The following is a 20,684-nucleotide window of genomic DNA, read 5'->3' on the forward strand; positions in this document are numbered from 1 at the left end:
TGCCGCTTGACGGAGTTCTCATGGCACTAACCTGGCTGCTGCTCATTTTGCTGGCGATTGCTGTTCTTGGCTATTTTGCGGGCCGGTCCCGCGCGATGGCCAGCGCGGACGGAAACCTGCGCAATCTGCACTCACTTCCATCCTATTACGGCTATAACGTTGCTTTGACGGCGCTGATACCGGGGTTCGTTTTGCTGGTCATCTGGTTGCTGGCGCAGCCCTTGATCGTCAGCAATTCTGCCTCTGGGTTGCTGCCGGACTCGGCAATCCCCGAGGGGTCGACCCGCGGCTTGCTGATGAGCGAAGTGCGCCGGGTCGCCAACGGCCTGGACGGCGCGGTTGCCGCAGGCACCATGACCGAAGACTTTGCCCGCAGCGCGCATGAGGATTTTGCCGATGTGACCGCGCGACTGAAAGAGGCTGGTCAGATCATTACGCAAGAGGTAACCGCACCCATTCTGCTGGCGGCGCAGAAATATCGCTCGATGAGCGCAAGCGGAACCATTGCGATGCAGATCGCGGTTTTGGTTGTGACGCTGATCGGGGCCTCATTTGCCTATATCCGCACTCATAAAGAATTTCGCGCCCGAAATGTTGTCGAACAAGGCATTCTGGCGCTGCTGCTGCTGGCCGCTTCGATCGCAGTTCTGACCACAGTCGGCATCGTCCTGTCCATGTTTTTTGAAACAATGAATTTCTTCGAACTTCATTCGTGGAAAGACTTTTTCTTTGGCAACACCTGGGCCCCGAACTTCCGGGGCGGAAGTGAACTGTCGATCCTCCCGCTGCTGTGGGGGACTTTGTATATTTCTCTGATCGCGTTGCTGGTTGCGGTTCCGATTGGGTTGTACGCTGCGATCTATCTTTCCGAATATGCCTCGAGCGTGGCAAGGTCTGTGGCCAAGCCTTTGCTGGAAATCCTCGCCGGTATCCCAACCATCGTTTACGGTCTTTTCGCGCTGCTGACGGTCGGTCCGGCACTGGTATCTGTGTTCGGGCAGGGGGGAGCTTTGGGCGTTGGTTGGATGGCCAGTTCGAACGCTGTACTCACGGCGGGTCTGGTCATGGGCATCATGCTCATCCCGTTCGTGTCGTCACTTTCTGACGACATCATCAACGCGGTGCCCCAGTCGATGCGAGACGGATCGCTAGGCCTAGGCGCAACGCATTCCGAAACTGTCAGGCAGGTCGTCCTGCCGGCAGCTTTGCCCGGGATCGTAGGGGCAATCTTGTTGGCCGCCAGCCGCGCAATCGGTGAGACGATGATTGTCGTGATGGCCGCCGGTGCGATTGCCAAATTCTCGGGAAACCCTTTCGAAGCCATGACCACAATCACCACTAGGATCGTCAGCCAGCTGACCGGGGATACTGATTTCGCAAGCCCGGAGACTCTTGTGGCCTTTGCCCTGGGTCTGACCCTGTTCATCATCACGCTGGGGCTGAACATCTTCGCCCTCTATATCGTGCGCAAATACCGGGAGCAGTATGAATGACTGACATGTCCCAAAAACAAGACGCAGCACCTGCCGCTAAACACAAAGGGGCTTCGCTGTTCAATCAGGACACACAAACCAAGCGTCGCAATGCGGCCGAAACCCGGTTCAAATTGTACGGTATCGCGGCCATTGGTATCGGTCTTGTGATGTTGATTGTGTTGGTGACTAATATCGTCACCGCTGGTACGGGCGCTTTTCAGCAAAGCTTCTTAGAGCTGTCGGTAGAGCTGAAGGCAGACAAGCTCGACAAAAAGGGCAACCGCGACATCGCGGAAATCAGTAAAGTCTCGACCTTTGGATACGCGCCTTTGATCGCCTCAGCGCTTGAGGTTGAGGTGCAGAAACTGGGCATCCAGTCCGATCTGTCGCCCAAAGAGATGGGGCAAATCCTGTCCAAATCCGCACAGGCGGACCTGCGCAACTACGTCATTTCGAACCCGGATGAGATCGGTACGTCGGTCAGCTTCCGCTTTTTGGTGAACAGCCGCGTTGATGGCTATCTGAAGGGCCGTGTGACACGCCAGTCCATCGCAAATGACAAAAGCATCTCTGTCGCACAGCTGGACTTCGTGGATCAGTTGCGTGCTGCTGGTGTGCTGTACAAGGCGTTCAACCCTGACTTTATCTTCGGGGCGGACGCCTCCGATCAGCGGCCCGAGGCTGCCGGGATCGGAGTATCCATGCTGGGTTCTCTGTTCATGATGCTGGTCGTGTTGGCGCTGGCCTTACCGATCGGGGTCGCCGCCTCGATCTATCTGGAAGAATTCGCGCCTCAGAACCGGTTTACCGATATCATCGAGGTGAACATCTCGAATCTGGCGGCCGTTCCTTCGATTGTATTTGGTATTCTTGGCTTGGCCGTGTTCATCAATTATATGCATTTACCGACCTCTGCGCCGCTGGTTGGTGGTCTGGTTCTGACGCTGATGACGCTGCCAACAATTATCATTTCGACCCGAGCATCACTCAAGGCGGTGCCGCCGTCGATCCGAGACGCCGCGTTGGGGGTAGGGGCCTCGAAAATGCAGGCAGTGTTTCATCATGTGCTGCCACTGGCCGCACCTGGCATCCTGACGGGTACTATTATTGGCCTGGCGCAGGCGCTTGGTGAAACTGCGCCGTTGCTGCTGATCGGTATGGTGGGCTTTATCGCCTCGAACCCGCCGGATGGAATAGTGGACGGTTTTCTGTCCCCGAACTCGGCCATGCCAGCACAGATTTACGAATGGTCCAAGCGCGCCGACCCGGCCTTTTACGAACGCGCATGGGGGGGCATCATTATCCTGCTGCTTTTCCTGGTAACAATGAATGCAATCGCAGTCATCCTGCGCCGTCGCTTTGAGCGCCGCTGGTAAATGGGGTCAATTATGAACGATATGACACGAGTGGAGAGAACCGTGGACGCCAAAGACATCAAGATTGCCGCGAACAAGGTTCAGGTTTATTACGGTGAAAATCACGCCATCAAAGACGTCGACGTCAGGATCGAAGACAAGACCGTTACCGCCTTTATTGGTCCCTCGGGTTGCGGAAAATCCACCTTCCTGCGCTGCCTGAACCGGATGAACGACACGATCGACATCTGCCGTGTCGAGGGCGATATCCTGCTGGATGGCGAAGATATCTATGACAAACGCGTCGACCCGGTTCAACTGCGTGCCAAGGTCGGCATGGTGTTCCAGAAACCGAACCCGTTTCCCAAGTCGATCTATGACAATGTGGCCTACGGCCCGCGTATCCACGGGTTGGCCAGAAACAAAGCTGAACTGGACGAGATTGTTGAGAAATCACTGCGCCGCGGCGCCATCTGGGATGAGGTCAAAGACCGTCTTGACGCGCCTGGAACCGGCCTGTCCGGCGGTCAGCAACAGCGCTTGTGCATCGCCCGTGCGGTGGCTACGGAACCTGAGGTCCTGCTGATGGACGAGCCGTGCTCGGCCCTTGATCCGATTGCGACTGCGCAGGTCGAGGAACTGATCGACGAATTGCGGTCGCGATACTCGGTAGTGATCGTTACCCACTCGATGCAGCAGGCCGCTCGCGTCAGCCAGAAGACCGCGTTTTTCCATTTGGGCAACCTTGTCGAGTTTGGTGAAACCGGACAGATTTTCACCAACCCTGAAGATCCCCGCACCGAAAGCTACATCACCGGCCGTATCGGCTGAACATAGGTATTCAGAGATGACAGAACAACATATCGCATCCGCCTTCGACCGGGATCTGGAAGCCATTCAGGCGCATATCATGAAAATGGGCGGCCTCGTCGAAGCCGCAATCATGAGCGCGGCACGGTCGCTTGAATCGCGCGATGTCGAGCTCGCGCAAGAGGTGCGTCAGGGCGACAAGGCCATTGATGCGTTGGAAGAGCTGATCAATGAAGAAACGGCGCGTTTGATCGCGCTGCGTGCGCCAACAGCAAGCGATCTTCGTCTGGTCCTATCGGTATTGAAGGTTTCCGCCAACCTGGAACGCATCGGCGACTATTCAAAGAACATCGCCAAACGCACGACCGTTCTGGTCAATACCAGTGAGATCAATGGCAGTGCCGCAGCCTTGCGACGTATGGCACGTGAGGTCGAGCGGATGCTCAGGGACGCTTTGGACGCCTATGTCCAGCGCGACGCTGAGCTGGCGGCGGATGTGATCGAACGTGATGAGGAAGTCGACCAGATGTATAATGGTCTGTTCCGAGAATTCCTTACTTTCATGGCAGAAGACCCGCGCAACATCTCATCCTGTATGCACCTGCATTTCATCGCCAAAAATATAGAACGTATGGGCGATCATGTGACGGCGATTGCCGAGCAGGTCGTTTATCTGGTGACCGGAGAGCGCCCGACAGAAGCGCGTCCCAAAGCCGATTTTACATCGCAATCCGTCTAGGAGATTTGAGAATGTCCGCTGATCAACCGACCGTTCTGGTTGTCGAGGATGAGCCGGCTCAGCGCGAAGTCCTGGCCTATAATCTCGAGGCAGAAGGTTTCCGCGTATCCAAAGCAGCCAACGGTGAAGAGGCCATGTTGCTGGTCGATGAAGACAGTCCGGACATTATCGTACTGGACTGGATGATGCCTAATCTCAGCGGGATCGAGGTTTGCCGCCGGCTGAAAACCCGCTCCGATACCCGGTCGATCCCAATTATCATGCTGTCGGCCCGGTCGGAAGAAATCGACAAAGTACGAGGTCTGGAAACCGGGGCTGATGACTATGTGGTCAAACCCTATTCGATTGTCGAGCTTATGGCCCGGGTACGCACCCAGTTGCGGCGTGTCCGGCCTGCGACTGTAGGAATTAGGCTGGAATTCGCAGACATCGTTTTGGATTCTGAAACTCATAAGGTCAGCCGCGACAGCAAACCACTAAAGCTTGGCCCAACCGAATTTCGCTTGCTGAGCACATTCATGGAAAAGCCGGGCCGCGTCTGGAGCCGAGAACAGCTATTGGATCGCGTCTGGGGGCGGGATATTTATGTCGATACACGAACGGTCGACGTTCATATCGGCCGCTTACGCAAAGCATTAACGCAGTATGGTGGAGATGATCCGGTTCGCACTGTTCGCGGTGCGGGATACGCGCTGGGTTGAACGCGTGGGGCAGGTGGCTGCAAGCTATGAGTTTTACTCAAGGGTGGATGCGAAACTCTTACTGTTTTTTGGCGGGCCGACGGGTTAGTTTGCCGCGAAGCTGACAAAGCGGAGACGCACCATGAATGCCCCTGACACCAAGCCGACATTACGCGCCAAAGATGCGCCTGACATGGGCCAGTTCGCCTGGGATGATCCGTTCCGCCTGTCAGACCAGCTAGACGAAGACGAACGTATGATTGCGGCCAGTGCGCAAGCCTATGCGCAGGAAAAGCTTCAGCCGCGGGTGACAGAAGCATTTCATAACGAAGAAACTGACCCCGAGATTTTTCGTGAAATGGGTGAAATGGGTTTGCTCGGCACTACGATCCCGGAAGAATACGGCGGGCTAGGGGGCGGATATGTCTCTTACGGCCTTGTCGCCCGAGAAGTGGAACGCGTGGATTCGGGCTATCGCTCGATGATGTCTGTACAAAGCTCGTTGGTGATGTATCCGATCTATGCCTATGGCAGCGAGGAGCAGCGCCGGAAATACCTTCCGAAACTGGCCAGCGGCGAATGGATCGGATGTTTTGGTCTGACCGAACCAGATGCGGGCTCTGATCCGGCAGGTATGAAAACACGTGCGGAAAAGATCGACGGTGGATATCGTCTATCTGGCAGCAAGATGTGGATATCGAACGCCCCGATTGCGGATGTGTTTGTCGTTTGGGCCAAATCTGATGCACATGACGGAAAGATCCGTGGCTTTGTCCTTGAAAAAGGCCTCAAAGGTCTGAGCGCACCGAAAATCCAGAACAAGCTGAGTCTACGCGCCTCGATCACCGGTGAAATTGTGCTGGAGGGTGTCGAAGTCACCGAGGATGCTTTGCTGCCTCATGTTCAGGGCCTGAAAGGCCCGTTTGGATGTCTGAACCGCGCACGCTACGGAATCAGCTGGGGTGTTATGGGCGCTGCCGAAAGCTGTTGGCATGCGGCGCGCCAATATGGGTTGGACCGGAAACAATTTGACAAGCCATTGGCGCAGACGCAGCTTTTCCAGCGCAAATTGGCGGATATGCAGACAGAAATTGCTCTGGGTCTTCAGGCAAGCCTGCGCGTTGGGCGACTGATGGACAAGGCCGAAGCCGCGCCCGAGATGATATCGATCATTAAGCGCAACAATTGCGGCAAAGCCCTGGATATTTCACGTCATGCGCGTGACATGCACGGCGGCAACGGCATTTCGCTAGAGTTTCAGGTCATCCGACATATGGTGAACCTAGAAACGGTCAACACGTACGAGGGGACGCATGATGTTCACGCGTTGATCCTGGGGCGTGCACAGACGGGATTGCAGGCGTTTTACTAAGTTTCCAGAATTCGTGTAATTGGTATTATGTTAAAATAATGCCAATTCGCTTGGGAAACTTTTCGAATCCTCACAATACCTTACGATCTGTTCCTGACACCTACTGCATCATGAGGATCGAATGGAATTGAACGGAAAGTTCGTTGTTGTGACCGGTGCCGCTGATGGCATCGGAAAAGGTTTGGCACAGCGATTTGCTCGTGAAGGTGCCACGGTTGCCTGCGCTGATATCAACAAAACCGGCGCAGACGCTGTCGCAAAAGAGATTGGCGGCCATTCATTCCATTGTGATGTTTCGCTTGAGGCTAATACAGCCGAGTTGATCGAAGCTGTAGAAAGCTCGATTGGCCCTATCGATCTGTATTGTGCAAATGCCGGGATATTGACGATTGGTGGCTTGGAGGTTCCCGATGAAGACTGGGATCGTATCTGGAAAATCAACGTGATGTCCCATGTTTGGACCGCGCGGCATTTGGTGCCCAGAATGCTGGAGCGTGGCGGAGGCTACATCATGACCACGGCGTCTGCTGCGGGATTGTTAAACCAGCCAGGTGCCGCGCCATACGGCGTCACAAAGCACGCCGCCGTTGGGTTTGCTGAATGGTTGTCGCTGACATATGGGCACAAAGGCCTGCGGGTCTCGGTTCTGTGCCCACAGGCCGTACGGTCCGATATGACGCGCGGGCACGAAACTTCCGTGGCTTCGATTGACGGAATGTTGGAACCTGAAGATGTTGCCGAGGCTTGCGTAAAGGCAATAACTTCTGAGCAATTTCTGGTACTGCCGCATCCAAAGGTTCTGGACTACATTCGCCATAAATCCGGAGATTATGACAGGTGGATTTCAGGAATGCAGAAGTTAAATCAAATGTTTATTGAAGAGACTTAACTTTTGTTCTGAGGGCGCCTCATCAGGCCTTCCTGGGCAACTGATGCGACCAGAACGCCATCTTCGGAATAGATTGATCCACGGTTGAAGTTACGCCCTCGTCCGCTCCATGGCGAATCCATGGAATACAGATGCCAATTCTCGAACTTGAGCGGCGCGTGAAACCAAATCGCATGGTCTAGGCTGGCGCCGTTCACTTCACCAGTAAACCAGCTTAGGCCGTGCGGGCGCATTCCCGAGCTCATGAGATACATATCTGAAGCATAGGCCAGCAACAGATGCTGCGTGACCGCATCGGCATTGGCCGCGGCCCCCATCCGGAACCAGATCTGGTTGCGGTCATCCGATTTCTCTGGGTTGAAAGGATCCAGATGGCCGACCTCGCGGACTTCGATCGGGCGCTCGCGTGTTAGTTCTCCGCGAAAGCTGGGCGGTACTTTGTCCAGATATTTCTTCTTGAGCTCTGATCGCGATGGGTAGGATTCGGGCGCTTCCATCTCAGGCATGTCGTGCTGATGATCCCAACCTTCGTCCAGAATGTGGAATGAGGCGGACATGTTTAAAATCTGCTTACCATGCTGAATTGCAACCACACGGCGCGTCGTGAACGAACCTCCGTCACGGGCCCTATCAACTTGATAAATTACGGGAATGCTTGGGTCGCCCGGGCGGATGAAATAGGCGTGCAGGGAATGACACAGACGGTTGTCTACGGTGCGATATGCGGCGGCTAGTGCTTGTGCGATGACCTGACCGCCGAAAATTCGCATAGGTGTTTCGCCGCCCGACCCTGTTCCCCGAAACAGGTCTACTTCCAGTCTTTCAACGTCCAGAAGATCCAGAAGAACTTTCTCTGCTTCGGTCATATGCGGTACTCCGATTAATCTTGGCGAATGGGTATCAGCGCGCCGAATGTCATTCAATGATTGACCCGAGGGTGAGCGCCTTCAATTCTGCGCGGGAGGGATAAGAGCTGGATGGTGACAGTTGGGTGAAAAAGATCGCTGTAAAATCGTTCTGACGATCAACCCAAAAGAAGGTCGATGCCATACCACCCCAGCTGAAATCCCCCATGCTGCCCGGAACACAGGTTCTGCCGGGGTTAATGACGACAGCGCCACCAAGGCCAAAGCCCATGCCCTCCATGGGTTGTTCCGCAAAACTCTGCGGTCCCATCGAGGCAATATCGCCGGGTAAGTGGTTGTGAAGCATGAATTCTACAGTTTTTGGTGCAAGAATCTGTTGATCACCGAACCTTCCGCGATTTCGGAGCATCTCTGAAAATCTAGCAAAGTCATCAATGGTTGAAACCAACCCTCCGCCCCCAGAATACATTGATGCCGATTCAAAGGGCGATGCGTCGGCATTGTCGACCAGACGCAAAGTCTGCTCACCCGTACGGGCTTCGTTTAGCGCCATCGCATTGCCCGCCAAAGGCGTATAGAGCGAGGCAAACCGATCCCCTGCTCCCGCCGGAACCCTGAACCCGGTCTGGGACATGCCAAGAGGTCTGAAAATCCCTTCCGCAAGGAATTGCTCCAGAGATTGGCCAGAAAGAACTTCTATCACGCGACCAATAACGTCTATCCCCACCGAATATTCCCATCGTGTTCCCGGCTGAAAGGCGAAAGGCAAAGTGGACAGCAAAGATACTCTTTCGGCCAAAGACCCTTCTTTAGGGCCGAAAACAAGATCAAGTTCGTCCATTGCCGCAGCCAGGATGCCGGGGTTGAAAGGATAGCTCAGGCCACTTGTATGGGTCAGCAGCTGATGAAGCGTTGGTGCAGGTGCAGGTTCGGTCTGATCCAACCTTGTGGCGCCGGGTACCAGCGCCTGTGTTGCGGTGAAATCAGATATATATTCAGACACTTGTGCGCCGAGGTGAACCTCACCGCGTTCAACAAGGATCATCAGGGCCGCAGTGGTTATCGGCTTGGTCATCGAATAGATGCGAACGAGGGTATCCCGCTCGAATGGCAGATTGTTCTCAACGCTTCTAAGCCCGCAGGAATGAAACAGAACCTCCCTGCCCTGATGCATCATCAAGAATGAGCTTCCGGCATATTTGCGATCATCCACATAGGATTGCATCCAATCGCAAATACGATCTAGCCGGGCTTGTTCGAACTTCATCTGTGTGTGCTCAACTTTGAGAAATTAACGTATCTTTCCCGGATATTGCGGGGTTAAGCGGAAAAAGGACAGCTAAATCACCTCAATCCAACGATGTCCCTGTACGCCAAAAGGGTTTTGCCTGCTAATGTGGTCGCAGATAGATTCGTGTCCGGTTCGACTCTCGCCTGATGGAGGAGAAATATGCCGCAACATATAGAATTTGTTTATGATTTTTGCAGTCCGAACGCCTTCCTCGCGCAGAAGATGATATCTGATATCGCTGCAAAGCACGAAGTCGGTGTTACATATGTTCCGGTTCTGCTGGCCACTGTTTTCAAAGCCACCAATAACCAAAGCCCGTTTAAGGCTTTTTCAGAGAACCGGCAGAAGACGGCCTATTTGACCCGCGATCTCCATCGCTTTGCGCGTCACCGTGGGTTGAGCTTTCATATGAGCCCACATTTCCCGATGAACACCAAATTCGCCATGCGCGGGGCTTTGTTAGCATCCGGTAAATCATGGGAAAACAAATATATAGCGTCCATATTTGATGCAATTTGGGTGCACGGCCAAAAAGTGGATGAGCTGGGTGTCCTTTGCGACATTCTTCAGGATAACGGCTTGCCTATACGAAAACTGCGCGAGGCCATGACCAATCTGAACGTAAAGCAAAACCTGAAAAACCAAACCAAGGCTATGGTCAAGCGAGGTGTTTTCGGTGTCCCCAGCATGTTTGTAGATACTGAGATGTTCTTTGGCAAAAACAGCCTGGCCAACCTTGAGCTTGAATTGTCGAGATTTCATACGCCCTAGGTGGTTTCACCCTCAGCCCAATGCAGTCAGCCCTCGTTGTGCAAACTTAGGAACGTAACTACCAAAAATCTGAGCTCTTTTCGGATCAGAGGCGTTTCCGTCAAGCGCCCGCTTATAAACACCCTGCAAGATCGCAGCCATTCGGAAGAAATTGAACGCCAGATAGAACCCAAAGTTATCAATTCCGGGAAGGTCGCGGCGCTCGCAGTATTGATCAATGAAAGCCTGATCGGATGGCAGGCCGAGCGAGGACCGGTCTATGCCAGCCAGACCCCGCCCCTCTTTTCCAGGTGGCATCTGCCATTGCATGATAACGGCTGCGAGATCGGCAAAGGGATGCCCGATTGTCGACAATTCCCAATCCAGTACGCCCAGACAGCGTGTGCCCTGCTTTTCGAACATCAGATTGTCGATGCGGTAATCGCCGTGAACCAGCGTTCTCTGACCATCATCCTTGGGGGTTGCGTTGGTCAAAGCCTCGATCAAGGTATCCATATCCGGAATCTGAGTGGTTTCGGACGCCCGAAATTGTTTTGTCCACCGCCCGATCTGACGCTCAAAATAGCTTCCCGGCGGGCCATAGTCGGACAGGCCAACAGAATCGATATCGACCTTATGCAGCGCCGCCAGAACGCGGTTCATCTCGTCGATAATTGCCGTGCGGGTTTCGGTTCTTTCGCCAAGCATTGTGGGTTCAAGAAACGTCCTGCCTTCGAGATGCTCCATCACATAAAACGCCGACCCGATGACGTCATCATCCTCGCAAAGCAGCAGCATTTTGGGTACAGGCACATCGCTTTCGGCCAGAGCACTTTGAACCCTGAACTCGCGGTCAACGGCATGGGCGGATTTCAGCAACACTCCCGGCGGCTTGCGGCGCAGGACATAGGAATTCTCAGGCGTTTTTAACTCAAAAGTTGGGTTTGATTGGCCAACCTCGAATTTTTTCGCCTCCAACGGACCCCGATACCCTTTGAGATGCGTGCCGAGATAGGCATCGACGCGTTTCAGATCCAGAATTGCGCTGTCCATTTTGTGGCTCCCTTTGGCCGATGCTTCAGAGTGCTTCAGCAAAGATGTTGCCGGCGGTGACAACATTGATCCCGCCCGAAACCGGGATCACCGCGCCGGTGACATAGCTGCCACCCAGACCGCACAGGAACAGCATACAGCCTGCGATATCCTCGTCACGTCCAACGCGACCCAAGGGTACGGATTTGCCGACTTTCTTGCGCGTCCCTTCGTCAGATGTGGCAAATGCCGTCATCCGAGAGACAAAGGGTCCAGGCGCCAGCGCATTGACGGTGATGTGATGCGGAGCAAGTTCTTTGGCCATGATTTTGGTTAGATGCAGCACAGCCGCCTTTGAGGCAGAGTAGCTATACGCACCGTCGCCCATAGGAACTTCGCCCATAACCGATCCAACATTGACGATGCGGGATGGATCTTCGGCAGTCCCGGAAGACATCAGAATCGGCAACAGTTTTTGGGTCAGTTCGAAGATTCCTGTCACATTGATCGACATGACTTTTTCCCAGGCTTCGTAGGGAAACTGACCCATCGGTGCGCCCCAGGAAACACCGGCATTGTTCATGAGGATATCCAGCCGGTCCGTGCGCTTGAGCACTTCGTCCACCAGATTGCCGACACCCTCTTTTGATCCGACATCACCGGCAAACCCTTCGGCGGTTCCTGTGGCGCCCAGTGCGTTCAATTCGGCCGCGACCGCCTCGCACGCGTCACCTTTACGAGATGCCAACAGTACACGTGCACCCGCCCGGACCAGCGCCTCGGCCGCCATTCGGCCAATTCCGGTGGCCCCACCCGTGACCAGAGCGGTTTTGCCCTGCAATGAGAAAAGAGTTTCGGGGTTCATGACCTGCTCCTCGGTTTTTGATTTTGGCAAACTGTCTCATTTGTCGGTCAAGGGTAACGCCTAACCCGGTTGTGCCGCGTGGTTTCTTGACAACTCAGAACAGTACGCCAAAAGTTCCTCCTTACCGAATAACAGGGACATTAGCGTAAACATGCAAGCCTTACTCAGCGTCGCTCCGGGCGGGCCGGAGACATTGGAACTGACCACCCTGCCCGATCCGTCGCCGGGCAAGGGCGAATTGCTTGTTCGCGTGCGGGCCGCAGGCGTTAATTTCCCGGATACACTGATGATACGCGACCTGTATCAGATAAAGCCACCAAGACCGTTTGCCCCCGGAGGTGAGATCGCTGGCGAGGTTATCGGGTTGGGCGAAGGTGTTTCGGGCTTTAACGTTGGCGACCGTGTGCTGGCCCTGACCGGACACGGAGGTTTTGCCACACATCTGGCGGTCAAAGCGGCGACAGCTGTTAAATTCCCGGACTCAATGCCATTTGAGGACGCGGCGAGCTTTATCTTCACCTATGGCACCTCATATCACGCCCTGAAGGACCGCGCTGCGCTGCAACAAGGGGAAACGGTCCTGATTCTGGGTGCAGCGGGCGGAGTTGGTACGGCTGCGATTGAGCTAGCCAATGCCATGGGGGCTCGGGTTATTGCGGCAGTTTCATCGCAGGACAAAGCAGATTTCTGTCGTCAGATCGGGGCGGACGAAACGATCATTTACGCGCGCGACATGGACAAACCGGCGCAGAAGGCCTTTGGATCGGACATCAAGGCCTTAGCCGGTAGTCAGGGCGTTGATGTCGTCTACGATGCCGTTGGCGGTGCCTATTCAGAGCCAGCGCTGCGCAGCTTGGGGTGGAAGGGGCGATTCCTGGTCGTCGGTTTCCCAGCCGGAATCCCTCAGATACCATTGAACCTCCCTCTGCTTAAGGGTTGTCAAATTGTCGGTGTTTTCTGGGGCGCCTCGGTGTTTCGCGACCCGAAAGGACATGGCAAAAACATGGAAGATTTGTTCGGGTTATACGCCAAAGGGCAGATCAAACCACAGATCAGTGCGCAATTCCCTCTGGATCAAGCCCAAAATGCGCTAGACCTTCTGGCCAGCCGAAAGGCCCTTGGGAAAATTGTCGTGACCATGGCATAGCCAGCCAATATCTGAAACTTCAGCCTCGTGTCCTATAGGCCGCGGTTCTGACACATGATTCAGGTTCGGTGGACATCTCTACCTGTTCACGTTTAAGAACCTTGTTATGGGGACAGTATAACAATGCATAAAGCTCTTATTCTGAATGGTCCGAACCTCAATCTGCTGGGCACGCGACAGCCCGAGGTTTACGGAAGCACAACGCTGCAAATGGTCGAGGATATGTGCCTCGAACACGGTAAGTCTATCGGGATGGAAGTGATTCATTTCCAATCCAACCACGAAGGCGCGTTGATTGATGCCATTCATGCCGCCAAAGGTGTGCAGGACGGCATTGTTTTGAACGCAGGTGCCTATACGCACAGCTCGATTGCCCTGATGGACGCAATCGCCTCGGTTGAGCTGCCGGTCATCGAGGTTCATTTGTCCAATATCCACGCGCGTGAGGAGTTTCGACACCGATCCTATATCTCACGTGTGGCTGTAGGCATGATTTGCGGATTGGGTCCGCAGGGATATGTGCTGGCGCTGGATGCGTTGCGGTCCCATTTACAGGGTGAATGATCGCTATGAAGCTTTCTGAGTATCTGAATTTCCTCAGCTATACCAAAACCCTGGAAGAGCTCTGGGATGCCCATTGCCGGCAAATGGCAGAATATGGGTTCGATCGTTTGCTGTACGGATATACGCGATATCGCACCGAAACGTCGCTGGGGGATCCCGAGGATTTTGTAATCCTGACCAATCACAGCAAAGATTACCTGGATGGGTTTCTGGGAGGCGGGTTGTATTTCCATGCTCCGATGCTGAAATGGGCTTTGCATAATGAAGGGGCCGCAAGCTGGAGGATCGCCCAGGATTTGATGACTGATGGCACCCTGACCGCAAAAGAGCGAGACGTCATCGAGTTCAACAAAACCAAAGGTGTCGTCGCCGGCTATACGGTCAGTTTCGACTCGGTTTCGGTTCGGTCAAAAGGGGCAATTTCGCTTTCAGCGCATGGATCGCGTACACAAGACGATGTGGATGCTGTCTGGGAGGAATTTGGCCAGGATATTCTTCTGATGAACAACGTTGCTCATCTGAAAATCCTCACCCTGCCCTATAACGCACCAAATCGTGCCCTGACAAAACGTCAGCGTGAGGCGCTTGAGTGGGTCGGCGACGGCAAAACAACTCAGGACATTGCGATTCTGATGGGGCTGACTTCGGCCACTGTCGAAAAGCATCTGCGTCTGGCGCGCGAGGCCCTCGTGGTCGAGACAACGGCGCAGGCAGTTTTGAAAGCATCTCTTCAAAATCAGATGTTCATCGTTGGGGTTTGACTCAGGGGGTGACGCGAATATGCGTCAATTTACCTAGGGTAAGGAAAACATGACTTTCCGAATCTAACGCTAAAGTTGCAAAGTGGTATTGTTCCGTGAGTGGTGGCTTTAGCCTGGGAACATTTGGTCGGATCTTTGCAATAACAAAGCTCTCCGATCGCTCTGACAATAGGGCGCCTATTTGTCCGCGTCTCTTTGTCGGAATTTTGGGGGGCCTCGTCCATCCCCATCTTTGCGGGGCCCCTCATTTAAACCAGGTTTAACTTGTGGACGCTTTCGGCGTCCTTTTTCGTTTCTAGGCATCATTTCTACACTAAGGGCAAAGAAAAACCGGATACGCATGGCGTACCCGGTTTCTCAGATTGATACAGGCCCTGTTCAGGGCCTGTGATGCTTAGCCCTGAACTGCTTTTGCAACTTCAGCGGCAAAGTCTTCTTTTTCGACAACGATGCCTTCGCCAACTTCCAGACGCACGAATCCGGTGACGGTCGCGCCTGCTTCTTTGGCAGCGGCCTCAACGGTCAGGTCAGGGTTTACAACGAACTGCTGGTTCAACAGGGTCGATTCAGCGACGAACTTCTTCATGCGTCCAACGATCATCTTTTCGATGACCTGCTCCGGCTTGCCGGATTCGCGCGCGATGTCCATCTGGACCTGCTTTTCTTTCTCGACGATCGCCGGGTCCATGTCTGCCTCGGACAGAGCTGCCGGGTTCACAGCCGCGATATGCATCGCAATCTGCTTGCCGATGGCTTCGTCACCGCCGGTCAGAGCGACCAGAACGCCGATCTTGCCCATGCCGTTAGTGGCTGCGTTATGGACGTAAGATACAACAGTGTCGCCCGACAGTTTGGACATACGGCGCACCGACATGTTCTCACCGATGGTGGCGATCTTGTCGGTCAGCGTTTCCGCAACGGTTTTGCCACCCAGATCAGCTGCCAGCAGAGCTTCGACATTGTCGACGCCTTCTGCGGCATATGCGATCTTACCAACCATTTCCTGGAATTCGGCGTTTTTCCCGACGAAGTCGGTTTCCGAGTTCACTTCAACTGCAACACCATTGTTGCCGTTTACGTGAACGGCAACCAGACCTTCCGCCGCGGTACGACCCGATTTCTTGGCCGCTTTGGCCAAGCCTTTGGTGCGCAGCCAATCAACGGCTTCGTCCATGTTGCCGCCGGTTTCGGTCAGCGCTTTTTTCGCGTCCATCATGCCTGCGCCAGTGGTGTCGCGCAGTTCTTTTACCATTGCTGCTGTGATTGCCATCTTTTGGCTCTCCTCAATTCAAACGGAATTGGGGCAGGTCATACCCTGCCCCAGATGTCATTTACGTGACGGGCAGCTTACGCTTCGGCAGGTGTTTCTGCTGCTGCGGGTGCTTCTTCCGCAACGACTTCTTCAACCGGTGCTTCTTCGAATGCGCCAAGATCTACGCCTGCTGCACCCATCTGAGCGGTCATGCCGTCCAGAGCGGCACGTGCTGCCAGATCGCAGTACAGCGAGATCGCGCGGGCTGCGTCATCGTTGCCAGGGATGATGTAATCGACACCATCGGGCGAGCAGTTGGTGTCGACAACTGCCACGACCGGGATACCCAGCTTGTTGGCTTCGGCGATGGCCAGTGCTTCTTTTTTGACGTCGATGACGAACAGCAGGTCCGGGACGCCGCCCATTTCGCGGATACCGCCCAACGAAGCCTGCAGTTTGCCCTGGTCACGTTCCATGCCCAGACGCTCTTTCTTGGTCAGGCCTTCGGCGCCCGATTCCATGGCTTCGTCAATCTGGTTCAGACGGTTGATCGACTGGGAAACGGTTTTCCAGTTGGTCAGCGTGCCGCCCAGCCAGCGGTGGTTCATGTAGTACTGGGCTGACTTTTCAGCTGCTTCGGCGATTGGGCCTGCGGCCTGACGCTTGGTGCCTACGAACAGAATGCGGCCGCCCTTGGCAACAGTGTCACGAACAGCCTGCAGAGCCTGGTCCAGCATCGGAACGGTCTGGGTCAGGTCCATGATGTGGATGCCATTGCGCGAGCCGTAGATAAACGGGCCCATGCGGGGATTCCAACGCTGTGTCTGGTGACCAAAGTGAACGCCAGCTTCCAACAGCTGACGCATGGAGAACTCGGGAAGAGCCATGCTTTATTTCCTTTTTCCGGTTTACGCCTCGGCGGGGGTGAAAGAAGCGGATGCTCCAACCGGCGGGCCAGATAAGGATGTCTCCCCTATAAAGCCCAAACCCCGCCTGCGGGTTTGAATGGCGCGCGTATACGGCAGGTTTTCAGGCAGTGCAAGGGCCAATCGCCCTATTTTTCAAGCCGCGCAAGGCTGTGCGCCTGACGCACGGTATCTTCGCAATAGGCGGCCAGGGCCTTTCGGTTCTCAAAGTCGCTGACCTTGGCTGGCGAATGATAAATTAGCTCTACGCCACCTTGGCGACGTGCTCCCAAAGTCTTTAACAGATGCGGTGCAAAATCCATGTCACCCCACCAGCCATAAAACCGGTCAGGCTCACCCTTAGGTGCATGGTAAACGACCGACACCGGTTGAACATACATGAAATCGCGTAGATCTTCGGTGAAGAATGCCGCAAAAAGTGTTGTTTTAAATGGTAAAATCCGTAGACCGTCGGTCGACGTACCCTCTGGAAAAAACAGCAGCTTGTGACCGGCTGTCAGGCGCTCCTGAAACAGAAGTGTCTGTTCGCGTGCCTTCTTGCGGTCGCGCTCGATGAAAACAGTACCTGTCGCTCGCGCCAGCCAGCCTATACCGGGCCATTTGGCTACCTCGGCCTTCGAGACAAAATAGATCCTTTTACGGGCATTCAGCGCAAAAATATCAAGCCACGAGGAATGGTTCGCAACAACCGCACCACGCTGGGTCATAAGCTCGCCGGTTGTACGGTAGCTAATCCCGAGAATCCGGAACGCATTACGGCATACGAACTGCGTGATGAAGGGCGTGACCGGACGGTGAACCCCATAGAGCGGGCGCTCGATCATGCGAAGGATCAGCAGGACAATCAGCCCGCTGAATACAAATACAGCAAGTGGTAAACCCCGAAGGAAGACCAATAGCCATCCGCAGACCCCCAGATTGATTGGGTCAGGTGCGTTTTCACTGTGCCATGAGGCGTCACTCATCACGTTACGCTCCACCATAGATGCGCCGTTGTCGCTCATTCATCCGCGCCGTGTCGAGGATAAGGCAAACATCGGTGGTATTGAACATATGGTCGATAAAGGCACCCTCGCCCACAAACCCGCCGAGACGCAGGTATGCTTTTATCAGTGCTGGAACCTGCACCATCGCTGCGCGCCGATCCAGTTTATCGCTATCCAGCATATCCATGGGCTGGAACACTTCGGGCTGAGCCCGAACCCGAAGGTCCGGAGGCGCAAGGTGATTGTGATGTAACATGGACAAAGGCTGAGCCAGAGCTTGAGGATCGGTGCCGTGGAAACTGGCGACGCCGAACAAGACCTCGATCTCGCGCTCGGCAACATAGGCGGCCAACCCGTTCCACAGGTGATACATTGCTGTGCCGCCGCGATAATCGGGATGTAGACATGAACGTCCCAACTCCAACAGCTTGCGTCCGCCTTGTTTCAAGATGGAAAGATCGTATTCATCTTCGGAATAGAACTGTCCGATTTCAGAAGCACGATCACCTGGTAACAGCCTGTAAACGCCAACAACTTTGCCAGATTGATCGTCAACCGCCAACATATGATCGAAATAGGGATCGAACCTGTCGCGCTCCAGCCCGGCATCGTGGTCGACCATTTCCCCACCGCCGCCCAGTTCACGTATGAACACATCATAGCGTAACCGCTGTGCAGCCCGCAATTCGGTGTCATTTTCGGCGAGTTTGACGGTGAAAGAAGGGCCTGCGTCCGGCATCAGAGGTTCCGTGTTGTTTCCGCGCTGATACCGCAGGTTTCAGGGGAATGGCAACATAGAGCGCTTCGATCAAACGTTAACCTTTCTTAAACCAGTTTCACGGATCAAAGACCGGCATCAGGGCGATGCGTGTCCCGTCGATTACCACTTTTCCCTGCTCGCGGAAGTTTACGGTGATCTTACCTGCGATGTTGGATTGTACCTGTCCAATGCCCCAATCGGGGAAATCGGGGTGGCGGACATACATGCCCGGTGCGAGAATGGCATTCAGATCTGTCATCAAGGGGCTCCGGTCCGGCGGCAGATACAGCAGGAGGTACGCATGAGCGACTTGGACGTCAACCTGGCCGAACTGATCGGCTCGCGGATCTGCCACGATCTGATCAGCCCGATCGGGGCGATCACCAACGGCTTGGAGCTGCTTGAAATGGTTGGCGCGGTGCAAGGCCCCGAGATGGAACTGATCGCAGGAAGTGTCGGCAGCGCCGGCGCACGCATCCGCTTTTTCAGGGTCGCTTTTGGGTCGGCCAGCGATCATCCCCTTGGGCGGGCCGAGGTTTTAGAGCTGTTGAATGATGTCGAACGCGCAGGTCGTGTTCGTGTCAACTGGAACCTGACCGAAGCGGTGCCGCGTAATCAGGTGAAACTGGCCTTTCTGGCGTTGATGTGCTGCGAAAGCGCGATGCCATTTGGCGGGGATGTAACGATCGTAAACGACGGGAAGAACTGGTCTGTGACAGGAACCGCGGACAAATTGAAGCTGGAAGCCGAGCTATGGAAGAACCTGCCCAGCGGACGGTTTACCAACAAGGTCACCCCAGCGCAGGTTCAATTTGCGCTGCTGCCGGAATCCGCATCGTCGATGGGACGGCGGGTCGCGACCGATACGGCCTCAACCCGCGTCGAAATCCGGTTCTAAGACCGAACAGTCCCTGAACCGCGCACCAGATACTGAAAACTGGTCAGTTGAGCCGCCCCTACGGGGCCGCGCGCGTGCATTTTTCCGGTGGCGATGCCAATCTCGGCCCCCATGCCAAACTCACCGCCATCGGCGAATTGAGTTGAGGCGTTATGCATCAGGATCGCGCTATCAAGCCGTTCAAAGAACCGGGCAGCTGCAGCGGGATCCTCGGTCATGATGCAATCGGTATGGTTCGACCCAAACCTGCGGATATGAGCAATGGCGGCGTCGATATCAGTCACCGGCTTGGCCGCGATTATACTATCCAGAAACTCTTTGCCCCAATCATCAGAAGTGGCCGCGATAGTGCCATCAACGGCCAAAGTACCTTCGGCGTGTACTTCGACACCTGCGGCCAGAAGCGCCGATATGACATCCCGTCCCAGCGTTTCAGCGATATCCTGATGGATCAGCAGACATTCGGCAGCACCGCAGATTCCGGTACGGCGGGTTTTGGCATTTAAAACCACATCGAGCGTCTTTTGCGGATCAGCGGCCTTGTCGATATAGATATGCACAATGCCTTCCAGATGGGCAAATACCGGGACCCGGGCCTCGCGCTGGACTAGCCCGACCAGTCCTTTGCCCCCACGGGGAACGATTACGTCGACATAATCGGTCATGGTCAGCAGTTCCTGAACCGCCGCCCGGTCGCGGGTTGGGATAAGCTGAACGGCATCCTCGGGCAGGTTCGCCGATTTCAAGCCCTGAACCAAACACGCGTGGATGGCTGACGAGGAATGAAAGCCTTCTGATCCACCGCGCAGGATGACCGCGTTCCCGGACTTCAGGCACAACGCTCCCGCATCCGCCGTAACATTTGGGCGGCTCTCATAAATCACGCCGATAACCCCCAAAGGTGTCCGCACACGCTGGATGTTCAGGCCCGAGGGCATGTCCCATTCGGTCAGAACCTCACCAACAGGATCGGCCTGCTCTGCAACGGCGCGCAGCCCGTCGACCATGCCCTGAATGCGGGCCTCATCCAGCATCAGGCGATCCATCATCGCCGGGCTCAACCCTTTGTCGCGCCCGAATTCCATATCTTTCTTATTGGCCGCAATGATCTGTTCACGATTGGCCCAAACAGCCTCGGCGGCCCCAATCAGGGCAGCATGTTTACGCTCGGCGCTTGCAAATGCCAGCTCGGCAGCGGCGGCCTTGGCGCGTTTCCCAAGATCGGTCATCAGGTCGGGGATGCTGTCGAAATCCTTCATCTCAGGT

General features: G+C 54.9%; 22 protein-coding genes. 12 read left to right on the forward strand and 10 right to left on the reverse strand.

Annotated features, from left to right (window positions below):
- The first annotated feature begins 20 nt into the window (after nt 1-20).
- The 7 genes from pstC (at nt 21) to AC2FJ5_RS18095 (ending at nt 7,320) form a co-directional block, all read left to right on the forward strand.
- Nucleotides 21-1,493 carry a phosphate ABC transporter permease subunit PstC gene (pstC, locus tag AC2FJ5_RS18065; RefSeq protein ID WP_496794229.1) on the forward strand — a complete coding sequence of 491 codons (1,473 nt, stop codon included), beginning with the start codon at nt 21-23 and terminating at the stop codon, nt 1,491-1,493.
- On the forward strand, nt 1,490-2,851 hold the full coding sequence (gene pstA, locus AC2FJ5_RS18070; RefSeq protein ID WP_496794230.1) for a phosphate ABC transporter permease PstA: 1,362 nt from the start codon (nt 1,490-1,492) through the stop codon (nt 2,849-2,851). The genes pstC and pstA overlap by 4 nt, the downstream gene beginning before the upstream one ends.
- A 12-nt stretch (nt 2,852-2,863) precedes the next feature.
- Nucleotides 2,864-3,661: a phosphate ABC transporter ATP-binding protein PstB gene (gene pstB, locus AC2FJ5_RS18075; RefSeq protein WP_142633794.1), complete on the forward strand. Its 798-nt coding sequence runs from the start codon at nt 2,864-2,866 to the stop codon at nt 3,659-3,661.
- A gap of 16 nt (nt 3,662-3,677) precedes the next feature.
- Nucleotides 3,678-4,379, forward strand: a complete 702-nt coding sequence (gene phoU, locus AC2FJ5_RS18080) for a phosphate signaling complex protein PhoU (protein ID WP_271947126.1) — start codon at nt 3,678-3,680, stop codon at nt 4,377-4,379.
- 11 nt (nt 4,380-4,390) lie between these two features.
- Nucleotides 4,391-5,080 carry a phosphate regulon transcriptional regulator PhoB gene (phoB, locus tag AC2FJ5_RS18085; protein ID WP_142633798.1) on the forward strand — a complete coding sequence of 230 codons (690 nt, stop codon included), beginning with the start codon at nt 4,391-4,393 and terminating at the stop codon, nt 5,078-5,080.
- A 121-nt stretch (nt 5,081-5,201) separates the two neighbouring features.
- Complete coding sequence (locus AC2FJ5_RS18090; protein ID WP_282021246.1) at nt 5,202-6,431, forward strand: acyl-CoA dehydrogenase; 1,230 nt, start codon at nt 5,202-5,204, stop codon at nt 6,429-6,431.
- 121 nt (nt 6,432-6,552) lie between these two features.
- A complete protein-coding gene (locus AC2FJ5_RS18095; RefSeq protein ID WP_496794232.1) occupies nt 6,553-7,320 on the forward strand; it encodes an SDR family oxidoreductase in 768 nt (255 codons plus the stop codon).
- On the opposite strand, the gene AC2FJ5_RS18100 is transcribed toward AC2FJ5_RS18095, so the two are convergent.
- Nucleotides 7,317-8,186 (reverse strand): acyl-CoA thioesterase, encoded by an 870-nt coding sequence (locus tag AC2FJ5_RS18100; RefSeq protein ID WP_496794233.1) that lies wholly within the window; start codon nt 8,184-8,186, stop codon nt 7,317-7,319. The two genes, AC2FJ5_RS18095 and AC2FJ5_RS18100, sit on opposite strands and share 4 nt — an antisense overlap.
- A 49-nt stretch (nt 8,187-8,235) precedes the next feature.
- Nucleotides 8,236-9,453, reverse strand: a complete 1,218-nt coding sequence (locus AC2FJ5_RS18105; RefSeq protein WP_496794234.1) for a serine hydrolase domain-containing protein — start codon at nt 9,451-9,453, stop codon at nt 8,236-8,238.
- Between the two features lie 183 nt (nt 9,454-9,636).
- Between AC2FJ5_RS18105 and AC2FJ5_RS18110 the strand changes: the two genes are divergently transcribed.
- The gene (locus AC2FJ5_RS18110; protein WP_496794235.1) at nt 9,637-10,248 is read left to right on the forward strand and encodes a 2-hydroxychromene-2-carboxylate isomerase; all 612 of its coding nucleotides are present in this window, start codon (nt 9,637-9,639) and stop codon (nt 10,246-10,248) included.
- 12 nt (nt 10,249-10,260) lie between these two features.
- On the opposite strand, the gene AC2FJ5_RS18115 is transcribed toward AC2FJ5_RS18110, so the two are convergent.
- Together AC2FJ5_RS18115 and AC2FJ5_RS18120 are read right to left on the reverse strand one after the other, a co-directional pair.
- On the reverse strand, nt 10,261-11,280 hold the full coding sequence (locus tag AC2FJ5_RS18115) for a phosphotransferase family protein (RefSeq protein WP_496704607.1): 1,020 nt from the start codon (nt 11,278-11,280) through the stop codon (nt 10,261-10,263).
- Nucleotides 11,281-11,305: 25 nt separating this feature from the next.
- Complete coding sequence (locus AC2FJ5_RS18120; RefSeq protein WP_496794237.1) at nt 11,306-12,124, reverse strand: SDR family NAD(P)-dependent oxidoreductase; 819 nt, start codon at nt 12,122-12,124, stop codon at nt 11,306-11,308.
- A gap of 151 nt (nt 12,125-12,275) precedes the next feature.
- On the opposite strand from AC2FJ5_RS18120, the gene AC2FJ5_RS18125 reads away from it, so the two are divergent.
- The 3 genes from AC2FJ5_RS18125 (at nt 12,276) to AC2FJ5_RS18135 (ending at nt 14,596) form a co-directional block, all read left to right on the forward strand.
- Nucleotides 12,276-13,271: an NADPH:quinone oxidoreductase family protein gene (locus tag AC2FJ5_RS18125; RefSeq protein ID WP_496794238.1), complete on the forward strand. Its 996-nt coding sequence runs from the start codon at nt 12,276-12,278 to the stop codon at nt 13,269-13,271.
- 123 nt (nt 13,272-13,394) lie between these two features.
- Complete coding sequence (aroQ, locus tag AC2FJ5_RS18130) at nt 13,395-13,835, forward strand: type II 3-dehydroquinate dehydratase (RefSeq protein WP_271947108.1); 441 nt, start codon at nt 13,395-13,397, stop codon at nt 13,833-13,835.
- Nucleotides 13,836-13,840: 5 nt separating this feature from the next.
- On the forward strand, nt 13,841-14,596 hold the full coding sequence (locus AC2FJ5_RS18135; protein WP_142633818.1) for a LuxR family transcriptional regulator: 756 nt from the start codon (nt 13,841-13,843) through the stop codon (nt 14,594-14,596).
- 394 nt (nt 14,597-14,990) lie between these two features.
- On the opposite strand, the gene tsf is transcribed toward AC2FJ5_RS18135, so the two are convergent.
- From tsf to AC2FJ5_RS18160, 5 genes are all read right to left on the reverse strand, one after another.
- Complete coding sequence (tsf, locus tag AC2FJ5_RS18140) at nt 14,991-15,866, reverse strand: translation elongation factor Ts (RefSeq protein WP_142633819.1); 876 nt, start codon at nt 15,864-15,866, stop codon at nt 14,991-14,993.
- A gap of 77 nt (nt 15,867-15,943) precedes the next feature.
- Nucleotides 15,944-16,735 carry a 30S ribosomal protein S2 gene (gene rpsB / locus AC2FJ5_RS18145; RefSeq protein WP_142633821.1) on the reverse strand — a complete coding sequence of 264 codons (792 nt, stop codon included), beginning with the start codon at nt 16,733-16,735 and terminating at the stop codon, nt 15,944-15,946.
- 167 nt (nt 16,736-16,902) lie between these two features.
- Nucleotides 16,903-17,739 (reverse strand): lyso-ornithine lipid O-acyltransferase, encoded by an 837-nt coding sequence (gene olsA / locus AC2FJ5_RS18150; protein ID WP_496794263.1) that lies wholly within the window; start codon nt 17,737-17,739, stop codon nt 16,903-16,905.
- A gap of 4 nt (nt 17,740-17,743) precedes the next feature.
- Nucleotides 17,744-18,499 carry an L-ornithine N(alpha)-acyltransferase gene (gene olsB, locus AC2FJ5_RS18155; RefSeq protein WP_496688091.1) on the reverse strand — a complete coding sequence of 252 codons (756 nt, stop codon included), beginning with the start codon at nt 18,497-18,499 and terminating at the stop codon, nt 17,744-17,746.
- A gap of 97 nt (nt 18,500-18,596) precedes the next feature.
- Complete coding sequence (locus tag AC2FJ5_RS18160; RefSeq protein WP_271947102.1) at nt 18,597-18,779, reverse strand: DUF3553 domain-containing protein; 183 nt, start codon at nt 18,777-18,779, stop codon at nt 18,597-18,599.
- Nucleotides 18,780-18,821: 42 nt separating this feature from the next.
- Between AC2FJ5_RS18160 and AC2FJ5_RS18165 the strand changes: the two genes are divergently transcribed.
- Nucleotides 18,822-19,418: a histidine phosphotransferase family protein gene (locus AC2FJ5_RS18165; protein ID WP_282021254.1), complete on the forward strand. Its 597-nt coding sequence runs from the start codon at nt 18,822-18,824 to the stop codon at nt 19,416-19,418.
- Here AC2FJ5_RS18165 and AC2FJ5_RS18170 read toward each other — a convergent pair.
- Nucleotides 19,415-20,677, reverse strand: a complete 1,263-nt coding sequence (locus AC2FJ5_RS18170) for a glutamate-5-semialdehyde dehydrogenase (protein ID WP_496794239.1) — start codon at nt 20,675-20,677, stop codon at nt 19,415-19,417. The two genes, AC2FJ5_RS18165 and AC2FJ5_RS18170, sit on opposite strands and share 4 nt — an antisense overlap.
- Between the last annotated feature and the right edge of the window lie 7 nt (nt 20,678-20,684).

The organism is Ruegeria sp. CDSA221 (genome assembly GCF_059611825.1).